The 18,042-nt window shown below is 34.9% G+C and carries 18 protein-coding genes; 2 read left to right on the top strand and 16 right to left on the bottom strand.

The window, feature by feature from the left end:
- Positions 1–153: 153 nt before the first annotated feature.
- The 5 genes from I5677_RS03280 to I5677_RS03260 are packed head-to-tail and all read right to left on the bottom strand — an operon-like array spanning position 154 to position 5,321.
- Complete coding sequence (locus I5677_RS03280; protein ID WP_197660131.1) at positions 154–753, bottom strand: ABC transporter ATP-binding protein; 600 nt, start codon at positions 751–753, stop codon at positions 154–156.
- Positions 743–1,777 carry an ABC transporter ATP-binding protein gene (locus tag I5677_RS03275; RefSeq protein ID WP_330617799.1) on the bottom strand — a complete coding sequence of 345 codons (1,035 nt, stop codon included), beginning with the start codon at positions 1,775–1,777 and terminating at the stop codon, positions 743–745. Before I5677_RS03275 ends, I5677_RS03280 begins: the two co-directional genes overlap by 11 nt.
- Before the next feature lie 39 nt (positions 1,778–1,816).
- A complete protein-coding gene (locus tag I5677_RS03270) occupies positions 1,817–2,701 on the bottom strand; it encodes an ABC transporter permease (RefSeq protein WP_330617798.1) in 885 nt (294 codons plus the stop codon).
- Positions 2,698–3,690 carry an ABC transporter permease gene (locus tag I5677_RS03265; protein ID WP_197660130.1) on the bottom strand — a complete coding sequence of 331 codons (993 nt, stop codon included), beginning with the start codon at positions 3,688–3,690 and terminating at the stop codon, positions 2,698–2,700. The genes I5677_RS03270 and I5677_RS03265 overlap by 4 nt, the downstream gene beginning before the upstream one ends.
- Positions 3,691–3,713: 23 nt before the next feature.
- The gene (locus tag I5677_RS03260; RefSeq protein ID WP_197660129.1) at positions 3,714–5,321 is read right to left on the bottom strand and encodes an ABC transporter substrate-binding protein; all 1,608 of its coding nucleotides are present in this window, start codon (positions 5,319–5,321) and stop codon (positions 3,714–3,716) included.
- A gap of 642 nt (positions 5,322–5,963) precedes the next feature.
- On the opposite strand from I5677_RS03260, the gene I5677_RS03255 reads away from it, so the two are divergent.
- Positions 5,964–6,947 (top strand): M23 family metallopeptidase, encoded by a 984-nt coding sequence (locus tag I5677_RS03255; protein ID WP_197660128.1) that lies wholly within the window; start codon positions 5,964–5,966, stop codon positions 6,945–6,947.
- Between the two features lie 141 nt (positions 6,948–7,088).
- Here the strand turns inward: I5677_RS03255 and larE are convergent, their stop codons facing one another.
- The 7 genes from larE to I5677_RS03220 form a co-directional block, all read right to left on the bottom strand.
- Positions 7,089–7,907 (bottom strand): ATP-dependent sacrificial sulfur transferase LarE, encoded by an 819-nt coding sequence (larE, locus tag I5677_RS03250; RefSeq protein ID WP_197660127.1) that lies wholly within the window; start codon positions 7,905–7,907, stop codon positions 7,089–7,091.
- 197 nt (positions 7,908–8,104) lie between these two features.
- Positions 8,105–9,163, bottom strand: a complete 1,059-nt coding sequence (locus I5677_RS17405) for an AraC family transcriptional regulator (protein WP_197660126.1) — start codon at positions 9,161–9,163, stop codon at positions 8,105–8,107.
- 31 nt (positions 9,164–9,194) lie between these two features.
- The gene (locus I5677_RS03240) at positions 9,195–10,532 is read right to left on the bottom strand and encodes an MATE family efflux transporter (RefSeq protein WP_197660125.1); all 1,338 of its coding nucleotides are present in this window, start codon (positions 10,530–10,532) and stop codon (positions 9,195–9,197) included.
- Positions 10,529–11,512: a phosphotransferase family protein gene (locus I5677_RS03235; RefSeq protein WP_197660124.1), complete on the bottom strand. Its 984-nt coding sequence runs from the start codon at positions 11,510–11,512 to the stop codon at positions 10,529–10,531. The genes I5677_RS03240 and I5677_RS03235 overlap by 4 nt, the downstream gene beginning before the upstream one ends.
- A gap of 11 nt (positions 11,513–11,523) precedes the next feature.
- Positions 11,524–12,114 (bottom strand): HD-GYP domain-containing protein, encoded by a 591-nt coding sequence (locus I5677_RS03230; RefSeq protein ID WP_197660123.1) that lies wholly within the window; start codon positions 12,112–12,114, stop codon positions 11,524–11,526.
- 486 nt (positions 12,115–12,600) lie between these two features.
- The gene (locus tag I5677_RS03225; protein ID WP_197660122.1) at positions 12,601–13,485 is read right to left on the bottom strand and encodes a GNAT family N-acetyltransferase; all 885 of its coding nucleotides are present in this window, start codon (positions 13,483–13,485) and stop codon (positions 12,601–12,603) included.
- Positions 13,486–13,660: 175 nt separating this feature from the next.
- On the bottom strand, positions 13,661–13,927 hold the full coding sequence (locus I5677_RS03220; RefSeq protein WP_197660121.1) for a CD3324 family protein: 267 nt from the start codon (positions 13,925–13,927) through the stop codon (positions 13,661–13,663).
- Positions 13,928–14,561: 634 nt separating this feature from the next.
- Between I5677_RS03220 and I5677_RS03215 the strand changes: the two genes are divergently transcribed.
- Positions 14,562–15,011 (top strand): Hsp20/alpha crystallin family protein, encoded by a 450-nt coding sequence (locus I5677_RS03215; protein ID WP_197660120.1) that lies wholly within the window; start codon positions 14,562–14,564, stop codon positions 15,009–15,011.
- 466 nt (positions 15,012–15,477) lie between these two features.
- Here I5677_RS03215 and dmpI read toward each other — a convergent pair whose 3' ends face one another.
- From dmpI to I5677_RS03195, 4 genes are all read right to left on the bottom strand, one after another.
- Positions 15,478–15,666, bottom strand: a complete 189-nt coding sequence (gene dmpI / locus I5677_RS03210) for a 4-oxalocrotonate tautomerase DmpI (RefSeq protein ID WP_197660119.1) — start codon at positions 15,664–15,666, stop codon at positions 15,478–15,480.
- A gap of 259 nt (positions 15,667–15,925) precedes the next feature.
- A complete protein-coding gene (locus I5677_RS03205; RefSeq protein WP_197660118.1) occupies positions 15,926–16,729 on the bottom strand; it encodes a sulfite exporter TauE/SafE family protein in 804 nt (267 codons plus the stop codon).
- A 559-nt stretch (positions 16,730–17,288) separates the two neighbouring features.
- On the bottom strand, positions 17,289–17,666 hold the full coding sequence (locus I5677_RS03200) for a VOC family protein (RefSeq protein ID WP_087678965.1): 378 nt from the start codon (positions 17,664–17,666) through the stop codon (positions 17,289–17,291).
- 98 nt (positions 17,667–17,764) lie between these two features.
- Complete coding sequence (locus I5677_RS03195) at positions 17,765–17,908, bottom strand: hypothetical protein (RefSeq protein WP_197660117.1); 144 nt, start codon at positions 17,906–17,908, stop codon at positions 17,765–17,767.
- Positions 17,909–18,042 lie beyond the last annotated feature (134 nt).

Raw genomic sequence — 18,042 nt, 5'->3', positions numbered from 1 at the left:
CCCTCGCTTCTTCAAAAGATTTCTTACATTATAACAAAATCACCCTAAAACATTCTACATATTTATAAGATTTTATTATTTTGTATTTACATGAAACAAGCCATTTATAACTATGACTATAACCGGCAAAATTAAGACCTAATATGTTGTTCTCTATATCGATAAATCAATTACTCTACAGCAAAGGCGCTTTAAAAGATTATGTTCATGACTTATCACTAAAATCCCCATATTACGCTTCTTTGCAATTTCTTGTACTGAATTCCAGATTTGTGCTTGGGTAATCGCATCCAACATTGTAGTCATCTCATCTGCTATTATAAACTTCGTATGTACACTAAGAGCTCTAGCAACACAGAACCGTTGTAGTTCTCCCCCTGAGAGCTCATTTGGCCATCGGTTAAGCCATTCCTTTTCAATTCCTAAAGCAATAAGTATATCCTCATCCAGTTCCTTAACCTCATCTAATACTTTTTTCATTTTCCATCTGGGATTCACTGCTTTTTCTGGATGTTGATTGATAAGCTGTACCGGATGAATTCCTGTTGTTGGAAGGGGTATATTATCAAGTGTAACTTTTCCTTCCTGAGGAATTTCATAGCCAGCCAAGATACGCCCAAGAGTTGTTTTACCACAACCACTTGGTCCGATAAGTCCAATGACTTCACCTTCCTTTAATGAGATATTAAAATTTCTTAATATCCAATCGCTTTTGTTATAGCGAAACCCTATATTACGTCCTTCAAGATGCATGAATACACCTCACCATCCCTCCCCTTAAGCTACTCGCCTTAGGAAGTATATCGTGACACTCTACAGTCGCTTTATCGCATCTAGGAGCAAATAAGCACCCTTTCGGTAATCGATTTGGAGGAGGTTGATGTCCCATAATTGGTCTAAAATCATTATGCGGTAATGCCTTCCAAAGTGCTTTGCTATAGGGATGTCGCAGATTATTTCCATTTCCTGAAAAGTCTTCAACCGGTGCGATCTCCACTGTTGTTCCCGCATAAAATACTGCTATCCTATCAGCAATCTTTAATGCGGTTTCTATATCATGAGTAATCAGCATAATCCCGCATCCTTTGTCTGCCAATTCACGAAACGTTCTTATTGTTTCATTGACAATCCCTGTATCTAAACCGGGAGTGGGCTCATCCGCGATAATTAATTGTGCCTCATTTGCAATTGCAGTAGAAACTAGTATCCTTCGAGTCATTCCTCCCGATAATTGGAACGGATACATATGATCTACTTTATCTTCTAAGTTATATCTTTGAAATATATTTCTTTGTATTTTAGTTGCATTTCCATTATTAACTGATGAACGTACCTGTTTTCCAACCTTCATCAAAGGATCTAAAAAGTTAACTGATTGGGGAATTAAGGCTATCTCCTTTCCCCTTAACTCGGCTTGAATTTTCGGTATAAGACTTACTCCTTTATAGTCCATATTTCCGCTGATGATCACATTAGCGGGTAATATTCCGAGAATTGCATGGGCAAGTAAACTTTTTCCTGAACCACTCGAACCAACTATCGCAAGTATTTCTCCGTGATTGATTGAAACATTCAGATTAGTGATTACTTTAAGCTCCTTTTGATTTAAACCTCTTGTATACTGTGTAAAGGATACGGATAAATCATGAACATTGAGTAACGGAGTTGTAGAATTATCAACTGTTTTCCTATCGGTATTTGAGGATTTAGCATCATTATTAACTGCTCGGTTATTCATCCTTATTGTTTTTTCATTACATTTTTGTATAGATAACACTTTTCATTCCCCTTCCATGTATCATGGTTAGCTAAAGTCTTAATTATGGGCATTGTGAGGGTCAACAAGCAGTCGTAAATTCTCCCCCAAAATGTCAAAGCCTCTAATTATCATAATTAAGAATATTCCCGGAAAAAATGCTAGCCACCACATCCCGGTAGATAAGTATCTCATTGATTCTGAGAGTATAATACCAATCGCCGGTTTATGAGGCGACAAACCAAACCCTAAGAATGTGATCGCTGCTTCATGTAAAATAGCATGGGGAAATAGCAACATAAGTCCTACAAAAAACTGTGGTATTAGATGGGGTAATATATGATGTATAGCAACCCACTTTCGAGTTCTTCCTAATTTCCTGGATATCTGTACGTATTCGGCTGAGCGAATTTGCATTACCTCAGCACGTATGATCCGAGTAAGACTAGGCCAATGAGTAAGAGATACTCCTACTATAACTCCTTTCATACCTCCTCCAAGAACAAAGGAGATCAGAATTAGGGTTATCAAATGAGGGACACTAAGGAATAAGTCTACAAGCCATGTGATAAAACGATCCATCCATTTTCCCATAGTTGCAGATAATAAACCTAGGGTTAAGGCAATCCCTGCACTAATAACAGCTGAGAGAGTTCCAACTCCTATGCTTAATGTTAATCCTTTGATTGTACGTACAAACATATCTCTTCCAAGCCAGTCAGTTCCAAAGGGATGTTCTATCGATGGAGACAAATTTTTCTGTTCAAAATTAGTGGCAATTCTTTGATCACTAATCAGCAATCCACCCACTAGAATACTTGTTAAAACAATAGCAGCAACTATTGTTATAACTAAGGTTCGCTGTCTGCGGTTGAGTTTTTTTTGTATTGATAGTTTTATATTATTAATTTTTATCATACTTATATTCTTCCTGCCTAAGTTCATATAGCTCTACCTCCCCTGGTACGGGGATCCACAAAATAATATATTGCATCAGCAATAAGGTTTCCGATAAAAACAAAGATAGCACTGAAGATAACGATACCCAATAATAACGGAACATCTCCCCTTAGGCCTGCTTGTACTGTTATCTGCCCCAAGCCAGGATAGGAAAATACCTGTTCCGCAAGTACTGCTCCCCCAAACAATTCACTAAAAGATGTGAATTGAAGAGTAATTGCCGGTAAGGCTACATTTCGCAGACCATGTCTCCAAAATAACTGAAACCCTTTTTCTCCTCTTGCCCGTGCAAATAATATATAATCACTGGATAACACTTCCAAAAGTTTTTGTCTTGTATGTAAGGCAACATTGGATACACCAACTAAGCTTAATGTAATTGCCGGTAAAATCAGATGTTTTATATGTTCAATCAATGTTACATCTTGAGATAAGACTCCGGCCGGAACACCTAGTCCGATTGGAAACCATCCTAACCATACAGCAAAAACGATTAGAAGAAAAAGTCCTATCCAAAAGGTAGGTGTAGAAGCTAAGGTTAGACAATAGCCTTTTATAAGCTTATCAATCCAAGTTCCTTGTTTCATCGCCGCAACATTGCCTAATAGAAATCCTATAACTCCCGAAAGCAGCCAGGCGGTTCCCATAAGTGCCAAAGAACTTATAAATCGAGTTTTTATCACTTCGATGACTGGACGCCGAAAAATCATAGATGTACCTAAATCTCCTCTGATTAGTGACGAACCCCAGTTTATAAATTGTTCAGCAGGTGATTTATCCAAACCCCAGTGCTCAGCAATCTTTTCCCGTTGTTCACTTCCTACTCTGGTCATATCTGCACCAACATACGATTGAACCGGATCGATTGGAGAAGCGCTAATCAATACAAAGGATATAAAACATACTGCGATTAGGAGTGTAGCCATTCTGATACTCTTATTCATAATAAATGTACTTATTCTTTTTATTCGCATAATCAGCCACCCTCCTATATTTACTAATCACTCCAGTGCCACTTAAGGATATTATCTGTGATAGGCCAACCATGACCATGAGGTTGCATCTTTATTGTTCCCATGTCAAGGTTTTCCTTCGCCATATAAATATGATCCAGATTTACAAGCCAAGCCCAGGGCGCATCACCATGAGCACTCATTCCTGTCTCTCCATCCCACTGTGACTTTTTCCAATACCCTATTGCTTCTTCTTCACTGGTAGCAGCCAGTGCTTGCTCCAAATACTCATCTACTCTGGCATTTTGATAAAACCCTGTATTATACCAACCGTTTCCAGCCGCTTTACCACTATAAACATTATACATTTCCATTGCATCATGACTTCCCCAACCAAGAAGAACTGCATTGGAATGCATCATCATCTCGATGTTATCCCAACTCGCTCCTTCCACTATAATATTAATTCCTAGGGGCTTTATCATCTCAGCTACTGAGATTGCCAGATACTGACGGGTTTGATCACTCGCTGGATAAAGCAAAGTAAATTCTGCTTCTACATCTCCCTTTTCCAGAATTCCATCGTCATCCGAATCCTTCCACCCACTTTCCGATAACAGTCTTTTTGCCCCTTCCATATCAGCATCGTCAATCACAGAATTCGGATTCCACCAGGGCATACCATCGCATATCGTATAGGCCGGTGATCCGAACCCTTCCAAAACACCATCTACCAATGCTTGACGATCAATCGCTATATTAATCGCTTTACGAATTGCTAAATCTGACGTCACATCATTGCCAACCGGATATCCTTTTTCATTTTTACCACCGGCCTCTACATAGGGAAATGCGATCCCTCTGTTATCAATACTATTGATTTTAACTACTTTCATACCTTCAATCTCTTGCTTAGCAAATGTAGGTGGAACATAGGCTAAATCCACAGAACCGGCTTTCGCCGCGGCAAATGCGGCATCTTCACTTAAAAATAAAAATGTTATTTTCTTGAAGAAGGATTCTTCTCCATAATATTCGTTATTATATTCCACTATGATCTGTTGCCCCTTATCCCATTGTACCAATTTAAAGGGCCCGGAACCAATCGGATTCTCAGCGTAATTCTTACTGTGGAAATGCTTAGGTACAATACCAAGGGTTAAAAGTGAATGTATAAAGGTTGATTGTGGATTCTTCAATGTGAATTCTACGGTATATTCATCCAATGCTTCCACTTTATCCAATATATTTAAATCAATCACTGATCCACTGTTTGCTGCCATCTCATATGTATATTTCACGTCCTCTGATGTAACAGGTTCTCCATCAGAAAATCTCGCATCTTTCCGAAGGTATACAGTCCATACGAGACCATCTTCGCTTATTTCATAATTTGTTGCTAGGTCATATACTATTTTTAATTCTTCATCTCTAGCTAGTAATGTGCTTTGAAATAATGGCGAACCATATCTTCCCCAGCCCGTAGTAGGATCAAAACCATCCTCCGGTTCACTTCCTACTGCTAAAATCAATTCATCCTTTTTCAGCTCTTTGTCCGCAAGTTCTTTATCATCATTCGGTTTAGTACATCCGTATAATAGAACCATTGATATAACGAATATTATAATGATCGAAACTCTTTTTCTTAACATATGTATCTCGCTCCCAACTTGATTATAGAAACCCAAGAAATATCATTCCAAGCTTTCTGACTATAACCCGGAAGAAACACACTACAAGAGTTTCTCCGGTTCGCGTTCGCATTTTAATAAACAAGCTTATAAATGCTGACTTTGCTTACGTGCAAATAAAAACCACAAAAAATCAAATCATTCCCTTCTTAGAATAATTCAACCTTCGTGGTTTGTTCTTCAATACTATATTAATTTCTCTTATTTTAATTAATGTTACAATTTATTTCAAGGACTTCATGTCCTCGGTTGCTTTTATTATAACATATATTTTTAACTAGTCTTCTAAATTCTTTTAGATTATTTAATTTGTTTCATCTTCCTTATTCACACGTCTAATTTATTATATCAGTTATGCTATTGTGCATCTACTAAAAACCTATGAGAAAAATATTACAAATTATAGTTTTATGGATAAAGGAACTAATCTATCCTCTGAAACCTATGAATTTTTTATAAGTTTGAAAGGAAAAACATATCTTGTAATACGCGATTCATATATTTATATAAGTTTTATACATTATTATTCAGGTTGTCAACCTCCCATAATATGCTATAATAAGCGTTACAAAATTGTTTCCTAATTAGTCAGGGAGGTACAACATGATTTCATGGTTGCTAAAATTAATCGGGCATATTCCTTTATTTATTCAATACTTAATAATTCCTATTGTTCTAATTATATGGATTATAAGAAACTCATCGTCGAAAATGAGTTGGCTATTAAAAGTCGCTATTACCGGTTTCTATTTATTAATCGTTAGATATAGTGCAAGCTTTCATATATCCATTGGATACTATACATTTTTTATTATATTAGCCTTCTATTTCATAGGCGTATTCCTATCACTCAAACGGACAAAGCAACTTACATTTATAAAAAAGGACATAAAAAACATCATTTTATATTCCTTTTCAAGCTTACTACTATCTTTCCTAATTTTCTTATCTATCTCAATTATTAGAGCTTATTCTTATGAAACAGAACCTATAAATCTAGCCTTTCCATTCAAGAATGGTAAATATATCGTCAATGAAGGCGGCGATGGTAAGAGAAGTTTTCTTGTAAATTCTCATTATAATGATTCCGCTAACAATAAATTTAACTTTTCTGGTTCAATGCAATATGCGGTTGATATAAGAAAAATCAACAACTTGGGTTTTGATTCTAATAAATTAGAAATACGAAAAGGCATCATTATGCCAGAGGAACTGTCTGCCTATCATATATTTGATGAAATTTTATATAGCCCTTGCGATGGAATTGTTACATACGCTATTGATCGATATAATGACGAACTTCCGGATGATAAAAAGCGATTCAATAATTTCGGCAATGGTATTGTTATCAAACAAGAAGATGTTTTTATTGTATTATGGCATACTAAAAAAGATAGTCATCTGGTTAGTATTGGAGATTACGTTAAAGCAGGTCAGCCGATTGCTAAAATAGGTAATTCAGGACATAGTTCAACACCCCATCTACATATATATGCATCAAAAGGAGATTGGCTTAAAGGTGAAGGCGTTCCCATTGTCTTTAATCATAAAAATCCAGTTAAAAATAGAATTTTTAATATTCCCTAAGCCAAAGAACGGGGGATGTATCAAAATAGTTAAATTTGGAAAAAACATTCCCAGTTTAACTATTTTAGATACATCCCCTTCTTTTTCTTACTCACCTTGATTACATCTAATATAATGCAATAAGTATACCCTTCTCGTAAATTAAAGATCACCATTCTTTAAAACTTCATTCATACTTCCTGTTCTATAACCATTTAAATCTAAAGTCACATAGGTAAAGCCAAGTCTCTTTAGTTCACTTCCTACTTGCCTCATTAAATTCTTATTGATAAAACGATCAAATTCATCATTGCCCAGCTCAATTCTAGCGGTGTCTTCATGGTGTCTTACCCGTAACTGTCTAAATCCCAATTGATATAGATAATCTTCTGCTTGTTCAACCATGGATAGTTTTTCTTTCGTAATTTTATGTCCATAAGGAAAACGAGATGACAAACAAGCAAACGCCGGTTTGCTCCAAGTGGGTAATTGCAAATCCTTGGAAATGATACGAATATCTTCTTTGGTCATCTTAACTTCCTTTAATGGCGAAACGACCTTAAGTTCAGCTGCAGCTTGCATTCCTGGGCGAAAATCACCTAAATCATCATAATTGGAACCATCTGCCACAAATACAATACCATTATTTTCAGCAACTTCTTTCACCTTTTCGAACAACTCTTTTTTACAGTAATAGCAACGGTTCGTTGGATTTTCCGAGAAGCCATCTATATCCAACTCTTCAGATTCGATTATGATATGCTTTGCACCTATATCTTCAATCCATCTTTTTGCTTCCTCAAATTCTCTTTTAGGATAGGTGGAGGAAGTAGCCGTTACAGCAATTACTTTTTCCCCCAACACATCGTAGGCTACTTTTAATAAAAAAGTACTGTCTACGCCTCCAGAATATGCAATAGCTAAACTCTCAAGATTCTTTATATAGCTTTTTAGTTGCTGATACTTTTCTTCTAACGTCATATCATATTCCCTCCAATCATAGTATTTCTATATGAATTATCGGAATAATGATACATTATTCATATTCGACCTGTCAAGTCAAATATAGCCAAACACAATATTAAAACCTGTAAAAAAAACACGATATATGTAGTTTTTGTTTAGCAAGTCTCGCTATTTAATTAAAGGCTAACGCCCATATCTCCCAGGAACGGATTTCAGAAACACTTTTTATATTCACGGAACTTTTTAGGTGTTATCCCATGTTTTGCTTTAAAATACTTATATAAAAAACTAGGTTTCTTATAGCCTAATTGGTTCGATATATCCTTTACAGTCATTTCTGTTTCGCTTAGCAAACGTTCAGCTTCTTTCATACGTACATCCAATAAAAATTCCTGAAAACTCATCGATATCGTATCTTTAATCTTACGACTAATATAATTCTGATGAAAGTGTAAGTCTCGCGATAACGACTGCAATGTGACGTCCTGATAATGACAGCGAATATATTCCAGTACCTTAGTAATATTTAATTCATCCTTATGAATACTTTCGAAATCGTAGGATTTTAACGGTTGATCTCGTAACAACATAAGAAAAAGATCCGATATACGATTCTTAATTTTCTGTCTCCAACCACCCTCTCGTTCAATAAATTCAAAAAATAAATCATAGATGATATCTTCAAAAAGCTGAAATTCCTTAATACTATAAATGATGTATCCAGGTTTCACCATTGCCTCATCCAGTGACTGTTTCAACAATAGAATAACAGGATTTTCATCATCAAAATCAGAAAATTCGCGGATATCCAAATATCGAAAAGGAATCATGCATTTAATTACAATACTGTCTTCATCCGGTATATCGATACCATGGACAATTGATTGATTCACAATACACAATTGTTTTTCTTCCAAACGAACAATCAATTGATTGTCATTTGCAATATGATATTCACAATATCCCTTCAGCACATAATCAACTTCAATATATGTATGCTTATGCAGATACATCCCTTGACCTTTCATTTGTCTACTAATATCAAATTCCTTAAGCTTTTTGGTTGGCGGACCATCGTTTTGCAGTAGCTCGTAAAACACCCAATCTTGATAATCTTCCCCTTTTTCACGTTCTAAAAATTCCAGGTACTTTAAAAACACTTTACCAAGAACAAACTCCTCATCAAGCATCTCTATAAAATTATTAATGGCTCTCTTCTGATTAATTTCTTCCTGCTTGTTGACTAAATCCATCAAACTGGTTGATTTCACTGGCTCACCTTCTTCAAAATATTCTTGATAATTATGCTCTATATCGACTATGCAACATTATAACCGTTGTAATTATCCATGTCAGTATATTTGATGCCGGAAATGATATCCACACACCGAATGAACCCATATATTGATTTAGAATTATTACCATCGGCACAAAACACAGTAAATTGTGACACACAGCAAAAAACAGGGCTATCTTAGCTTTTCCTATTGCAGTAAAGTAGATCGATTGAATGGTATACATTCCGAAAAACGCTATACCAACTCCTATAATTTTAAGAATAAAGCTTCCTAATTCTATTACTTCATTCTGATCGGAAAACAGCTTCATCAATTGGTTTGATAAGAGCATAAATAAAACAGCAATAATAATTCCATAAACACCAACATAATAAATCGATGTCATAAGAGTTGTTTTTGCCCTTTCATACTTACCTGCCCCATAATTATATCCGATTATTGGTTGTATACCTTGAACCAAGCCGTGTATTGGAATCAAAAAAAAGCCAAAAATTTTATTAGATATACCATAAGTACCAATGCTGATTGTATCTCCGTTATTACCCAGAATATGATTAATGATAATCACTGAGATCGCATAACTCGACATCTGTATTAATGAAGGAAAACCAATGATAAGAATTTCTTTAATTTTAACAAAATTAGGATGAAAATGTTTCATTCGAATGGATAACAACGATTTCTTACTAATAAAATAAAAATATACAAACATCATGACTGAAGCACATTGCGATATTATGGTGGCAAGTGCGGCTCCTGTTATACCTAGCTTAAACCCGAATATAAAGATCGGATCTAAAATGATATTAACCAAAATCGGTATAACCCACTGGTACATCGCATATCTACTTGCTCCTTCAGCCCTCATTAGACTGGAAAATCCTGTACTTGTCACAGCTCCGATTAATATAATCCTGCAGTAGTCCATAGCATAGGATAATGTATGCTCTGTTACACCCATCAAAAAAAGCATTGGCTTTAAGAATAACAGGCCAGTAACTGTCATAAGTAATGCAAACAACCAAAATACAACAAATGTGTTGGCCGCAATGATATTTGCCTTTTGATAATCTTTATTCCCGATAGCTCTGGATATTAATGATGATGCTCCTGAGCCCAATGTTGTACTAACAGCAGACAATAAAACAAATAATGGAAATGATACTGCTAAGCCTCCTGCGGCGTCAACTCCTATCAGCTTCGACACATAAATAGTATCAATTATATTATACAGGTTATAACTGATAATGCCAATCATAGATGGTAAAGAAAGTTTAACTATTAGTTTACGAATCGGTTCTGAATCCAATTCGATATTTACTTTACTTCTCTGGCTACTCATAATTTGTTTTGATCTTTATAAATCAATTCCAACACAACATTTTGTAGCATATCACGTGCCCATTTTTCGATACCTTTATCCTCATATTGGCGATACGGACACTCAACCACCAATAACAAAAACAAATAAAGTTTATATAATTTAACCCGAATCCTTTCATTTTTATCAAGATTACTTCTCCCATAGAAGGAAATCATAAACTTTTCATTATCATCTAAAAATCCACAGACAGCTTCCATCAAGGGTTCCGCATAAATTGCTCTTTCGCAGTCAATCACTCCTGTAATTTCATAGCTGTTTTCATCAAGAAATATATTTCCTTCCCATAAGTCTTTATGAACCAAGGTCGGTGTCTTTATCATATCTAACACCTCTTTATACTTGTCTATCATAGACATAGCTTCATTTTTTTTAATCGGTAAAGCCATATGAATACGATTTGCATCATCCATCAAGTCCATGATCATCTTTTTGAAACAACTGTACCAACTTTGAAATTGTCTTCTATCATTGCCAATAACTCCGAAATAATTGCTATCAATTTTTCCGATCTTTCTGGCATATTGTCCCAGTGTACTGCTAATCATGTCAAGTTGACTCTTAGTTATCTTCTCCTTTACCTTATTCATTGGTACACCGGGCAGATAAGACATGAAAAAGTATTCTCCATCTATAATTAATCTGGAATTATCATGGAACAGTATATCAGGCACTGGAATTCCCACTTTTGAAAGCTTATCTAGTACAACCACTTCGATACTCATTAAATTCTTTTCGTACGTTAACACTTGGACATCATCTTTGGGCGCTACTTTTAATACAACTTTCCTTCTATTTGAAAACTCAATCAGGTAGCTATTATTGAAATAGCCATCTGTTAATTCCTTAACCTCTCGCACTTCAATTTGTTCTCCAAACCCTGCAGCCACTAATTGCCGTATTTGATTATCATTCAATACTCTTTTTGTTATACTTCGCATATCCATTCCTCCTACATTGTATACATGATTTCATGATTATTATAAGCCTGTAAAAAAACTTTTACAATTTCAGGGTCAAATTGTCTACCCGAACACCTGATTAGTTCCTCAATAGCAGCTTTTGACGTCATCTTCTTTCTATAAGGCCTATTTGCTGTCATCGCATCATAAGCATCAGCAACTGCTATAATTCTAGAAAACAAAGGAATTTGTCCCCCCTTAAGTCCTAAAGGATATCCACTTCCATCATATTGCTCATGATGGAAAAGAATTCCCTCAGCAATCTTAGACATTCCTTCTATATTTACAAGCATCACATATCCAATCTCTGGGTGTCTTTTTATAGTCTGCCATTCGTCAGAGGTCAACTCCCCTGTTTTGTTCAAAATTTCTGAACATATTCGAGTTTTACCTATATCATGCAATATTCCAGCTAACTCTAAAGCATTTAATTCCACTTGACCATTATCCAATCTTTTCCCAATTGAAACTGTAATATTACTTACATTTAAGCAATGAGAGAACAAATAATTACACCTTGACTTAAGGTCGTTTAGCGAATGAACTACATATTTTCTAAACAAAGTCCTTTCCACTTCCATTATCTCAATTCACCACCCTTATCAATCATTCAATCTTTAGCTCCAATATCATTTGAATCCAAGATTTTCTACTAATTTTACCCTAGAGTAGCTCATTAGAATCAGCTACGAATATATCATCATCCCATAATTATCTGGTTCAGCTTCATATTCCTATATAATATATATGACACTTTTCGTATTTGTTCAATCCTCTTATCAAACCTGCGGACACCTCTTATCCAACCAATAGTCCTGTAATTCGTTTACCTATGCAAATGTATGCATAATGTTATTCATAATTATATTACAGAAAAGATGCAGGAATTTTCAATTAACATATAAGCGGATGGATTAATAACGTAGAAAATTCCTTACTCCCTATCCCAGGAAAGTAAGGAATTCCACCTTTAATCTCTTCTATACACACCTACATCTTCACTTAAAATTGCTTTAAACAGTGAATCCTCAACATGAGTTAGATGATTCTTGTCGTCTTATATGTTATTATTCCCACCATGTTTCTGTTTTAAATGGTTTAAACCCCAAATTATAGTAGAATTGCTGAGATGAAATAACAATTGCCTCTTTTGCTCCTAATTCCTTTGCTCTTAAAATAGATTCATAAACAGCAGCCTTACCAAGTCCCATTTTTCGATATTCAGGGTCTGTGGCTACTGGCTCAACGTATGCATATTTATCTCCTGGTATATACCACAACCCACAATGAGATGCATAGTTACCATCTGGCGCAGCGATTGCTATTATTAATTTAGGATTTATATGAGGGCTACTTAACATAGTCTTTCTCCATTGAATATCCTCATCTTCTTGACTAGGTTCTCCTTCATGATTAGACCCCCGCCACATTACTCTATTATATTTGTAATAATCCCAACTATCGGCCATACTCACAACTTTAAACCCGCTAGGTAAATTGTATTTTAGTTTATCATTTATATCTAATACTGAGACATATTGCTTATACTGTGTCGGCCTAAAACCACTATTTAACGCTAATTCTTGAAGTTGTCTGTCACTATCAGATATAATAACTTTTAATTTCCCTTCATTTGAAAGATATTCTTTTGCATAATTGAGTATATCCTCTTTTAAGAAATCATAATTATGATCAACACAAATAAAAACCTCTCCGAAGGTCAGTTCAAATGTTACCAATGCAACGATTTTTCCTTCATCTTCCCATATTCCTATTTTATTTTTAAGATTTTCATTATCCACTGGTCTACTGATCATCCAAGACCATCTTGCCCATAAAAAATTAGGTGTATCATATTGATTTTGATTGATTCTTCTTAGAAAGTCATATATGTTTTGATAATCAGTACCAAAACGATCATTATTTTCATAGTTTCTTAATTTTATTTTCATACTTCATTCTCTCCTTACACTTAAATGTTAAATCTTAGATAAAATTTCTAATTGTCCAGACAATATTATTTTATAAGATGCTTTTACCAATAAACAAGATAATATTTAATTCTATATTGTTCTTTATAAAAAAAGCTACTACTTAATAAAAAGTAGTAGCTTTAATATATAATTTTTATTGTTTTTTATAAATAATTTTTTTAATACTACTTTCAGAAAGAAAAAAATCTTTTGCGAGACTACTAATTGAATGACCATCCCAATATTTTTTGTGTATCTCTGCATTTCTCTTTTGTATCTTTTCTCGATTTTTTGATTTTTCTCCCCATCTTTTCTTCGTCTCAGGAGAACAAGGTATGTATATATATTCTCCTTGAATATAACTTTGAATTTCTTTTATTAATCTCTCTGGTAGAATTGTATCAACTCTTACATACTTCATAAGCTCAGCTCCTTAATTTGTTTATAAACTAAGAAAGCAAAGCCTGTATTCCTATGAATATTTTATTAAAGCGACAAATAAATTAACCTCTGTGCAAAACGTCGCCTAAAGTCATAACTACAGACTTTGCACAGAGTAATCTGAGTAACTCTCTCTTCCTCAATATATCTTTCATAAAAACACCTCCAATAACTACTACTAATAATTTTAGTATTTATATTGTATTTAATTCAATAATATCATAATTACCATAATAATTCAATTATTATAAAATAGATTACTAAAATAAGCCCGCATCTTTGTGGGATAACAAAACTACCGTCTCAACATGTTTTGAGATGAGGGGATAGCTATCATAACTGCGTTTTCAACCCCCTGTTGTTGTCGGGAAGATATCCACACTCGTATTTGGAAACATATCCAGTATTGCTTTTCGTTTGTAAGAATATATCCATAGCATTTTTGCGATGTCGGAAGGAAGGAGGGAACATATCCATTTCACAAAGTTTCTTAATGCAAATTTAGAAATATTTTTCAAAAAATATTGACATATAAAGAGTTTTATGTTATATAATAATTAGCACTCAACAAGCCGGAGTGCTAACAAAAATAAATTGAAAAGGAGTTGTTATTTATGGCTGGATTAGTACCTTTTAACAGAAAAAACAAAGAAATCTCTACAAACACTGGCTTTGAGGACTTCTACAACGTACTTGATGACTTTTTTTCCAACGACTGGCCTTTTAGAAGATCCCTCACTCATGACACTTTCAAAGTTGATGTCGAAGATAACGGCAACGAATACTTTGTTGAGGCTGAAGTGCCAGGTATAGACAAAAAAGACATCAATGTTGAACTTAACGATGGAAAGCTTATGATTTCTATTACAATGGATGAACGTAATGAATCAAAGAAAAAGAATTTCATCCATAGAGAGAGACGTTATAGTTCTATGAGTCGTTCAATTTATTTGGAAGATGCCAAGTCAGATGGCATTAAAGCAAAACTTGAAAATGGCTTACTTAAAATTGTAATTCCTAAAGAAGAAAAGCCAAACAATAGTATTACGATTGATGTTGAATAATGCAAACTAAAGCACATTGGGTTATTTACCCATGTGCTTTAGTTTTTTATTTTATCAATTACTTTTTATTTTTCTTATTTATGTTCATTTTGTTTTTTATCAAGGGTCGTTTTAGGGAACATATCAATCGTATTTATGCTAATTTTTGAGAAACCGTCGTATGGGGGAACAAATCAATCACTAATACATTTTCAGTTAATCAAACGTATAGTAGATTATTTAATGTCTTTCGACCTGTCAGTTCTCGGAAACACATCCATGGTAATTTTTGTAATTATCGGTAAGAGGGAATATATCAATGGGTTTTGCTGACCGCCTTTATATTTTCAACGTTTCAATTCATTTCTAACAAGCTCTTTCCATTTATTGAAGATAGCAGAAAGGTGTTTTTCTTATGTTCTATGTGTATTTATTCTATGTACGCTTACTAAAAAGTACCTGAATAAAAGCAGGTACTTTTTAAACTCTACTTGTGAAGTTCTGACAAAAGCTTTCCACCTTGACCTATATTATCCATACTGTTTTCTCTTATAAGTACGGAAAAAGCCTGTGAAGGTATTCCCAAAACTTCTTGTGCTGTTTCAGTTAATTTAGCTACTAATTCAGCCTTTTTCTCTTTTGACATCTGACCACCGTCAAATTGAATAAATGGCATATAGACACCTCCCTTACGTGATTTTTTATATAAGTAGATTAAAAAACTTTTATTTCTTAATCACACCTAACATTGAAAAATAAATCAGCCTTAGTTTTCTAAAGCTTCATGCACCTTCTTTTGCTCATTTTGGCATTTTTCCTTTACTCATATTTCCAATATCTCTTTAAGTCTACAAACATTTTTTCTGCTGGCAAATTTAATGAATAACTTGACATACTATTGTCAGGTTATTCGTTCCCTACCGGTGTGAAAAATATTAGAAGAACATTGAAATTGCCATTAATATAATAAATACAATAAAAAACGGACCATAGAATTTTTCCAAAGCTTTTTTGTTTATCCGTTTACCAAGTAAAGGCCCGAGGATTGCACCGGTTATAGTGCCGGTTGCAAGCAGAATCACCAGTAGCCAATTCAGAGTTCCAAATGCACTATGGGTTACCACTCCTGTAATAGCTATAAAAAATAGCACCATAACTGATGTACCAACTACCTCCAAAGAGGAAAGCCCCATGCTGTACAGTCCTGCAAGGATTGGAGGCGTGCCGCTTGCACCGAGCATACCTGACATTAGCCCGCCAAGTAACCCAAATACCAAACCTTTTAATATAAGGAGCTTTGAAATAGGCTTACTTTCATTAGCATTAGGTTCTTCGAGTTGTCTATTTTCTGATATTTCTTCTTTGACTTGCTTTTTCTTTCTTGAAATCACCATTCCGCTTCCCATGATTAGAAGAAAAATCCCAAATATTATTTTAAGAACTTTTATAGGAATAATTGTGACAAGATAGGAACCGGCGACTACTCCGACAATTCCGCCTGCCACAAGTAGAAATCCTGTTTTGGGTTTTACATTTCCTGCCCTGTAGTGACTTATTGAAGCAGCCAGGGTTGTCGGGATAATTGTTGCAAGAGATACAGACACAGCCTGATCCATTGAAACAGCAAACAATCCTGTCAGCATTCCAACATAAAATATTCCTCCACCTCCACCCATTAAAGAAATTAAAAGCCCTATGACAAGTCCTGCCACAGGTAATAGATAAATCGGTAAATGCACAATATCACCTCTTAAAATCGCCAGCTAATTTTTCAAAGGCTGGCAACGAATTTTGAATGGTTTTAAAGCCGACACAGTAATAAATACGAAAATAACACAGGAACCCATATCCACTGCTCGGCACTAAAAGAAGGTTATATTTTAAATCAAGTTTTACAAATTTGACATCATCATTAATAAAAGCCTTCGGAAAAAGATAAAATGCACCCTATGGCTTAACACAGGTATATCCAAACTGTGTAATACGATTATATAAAAAATCTATGCTTTTTTAGTATTCTTCAATACCTACAGCAGCATCTAGGTATCCCTCGATGACTTGTTGGAACAATGTACGTGCATTTACAAATCCCAGTGTGAGCAAAAGAATATCCAATAATCTATCTTGATGAAGAAGATTGTTAAAAATTTGCTACAATTAAGCAGAGACAGAATATCAAATTCTGCCTCTGCTACTTCTATTTCGACTGACCCCAAAGTCAGACCCCAATTTCAGACCTCAACAAACTTCGGCAAACTCCAAAAAACTTTGATTATCTAATGAAGACCTGGCCTGCTGTTACCTGACTCTGAATTCAATTGATATCATGTCTGGGTCATATACGTAGAAATATGTGCTGTTCTCGTCGGGTTTCCTGATCTCTGTAGCATTGTATCCCATGTCGAGTGCCAGCTGCTGTTTCGCAACGATGCCTTCTTCATCTGTGAAGAAACAGGCTACCAAACCTTTTGATGTGCACTTGTCACCTCTGGATGCGCATACAAGTTCCACTTCAATCTCACCACTCTCATCTTCCATGAAACAGAGTGATGCCCCTCCCAGAGTCTCTTCGCCGGCCGTAAATTCTCTGAATGGTTTCAACCCAACGAAATCCTGATAAAACTTCTTCGATGCTTCAATATCTCTGCACATGATTGTCATTCTAAATTTTTTCATTTTAACCTCTTTCTCGCAACAATGCTACAATACAAATAGGATGAAACAACCTCGTCCCCTGATCCTGCTATATAATGGTCTTCGTTGGAGCGGATACACTACAAAGCACGGTGAGGTAAGTCGTTTATTTCTCCACCAAAAATTATATTAATTATATAACTTTTCCTGCCGATTTGCAAGTGTCGTTTTTCATTACGAAAAGCATTAGTTGCTTCCTCTCTATCTGCATCACATACCTTCATCAATACTCCCAGGATTTCTTCGTCCTTAACTTTTGCTTCATACAAAAAGCAGCAGTTACAAGTTTTATTTCATTGCCTCTAGTTCGACGGTCTTCCAATGAACCCAAATCCATATTCATTCCCTCCTTAAGTTA

Origin of the sequence: Mobilitalea sibirica, from assembly GCF_015999265.1 — a bacterium.
Classification (GTDB): Bacteria; Bacillota; Clostridia; order Lachnospirales; family Lachnospiraceae; genus Mobilitalea; species Mobilitalea sibirica.
The sequence above is the reverse complement of the archived record's forward strand: the minus strand, read 5'-3'. Positions and strand labels throughout refer to the sequence as shown.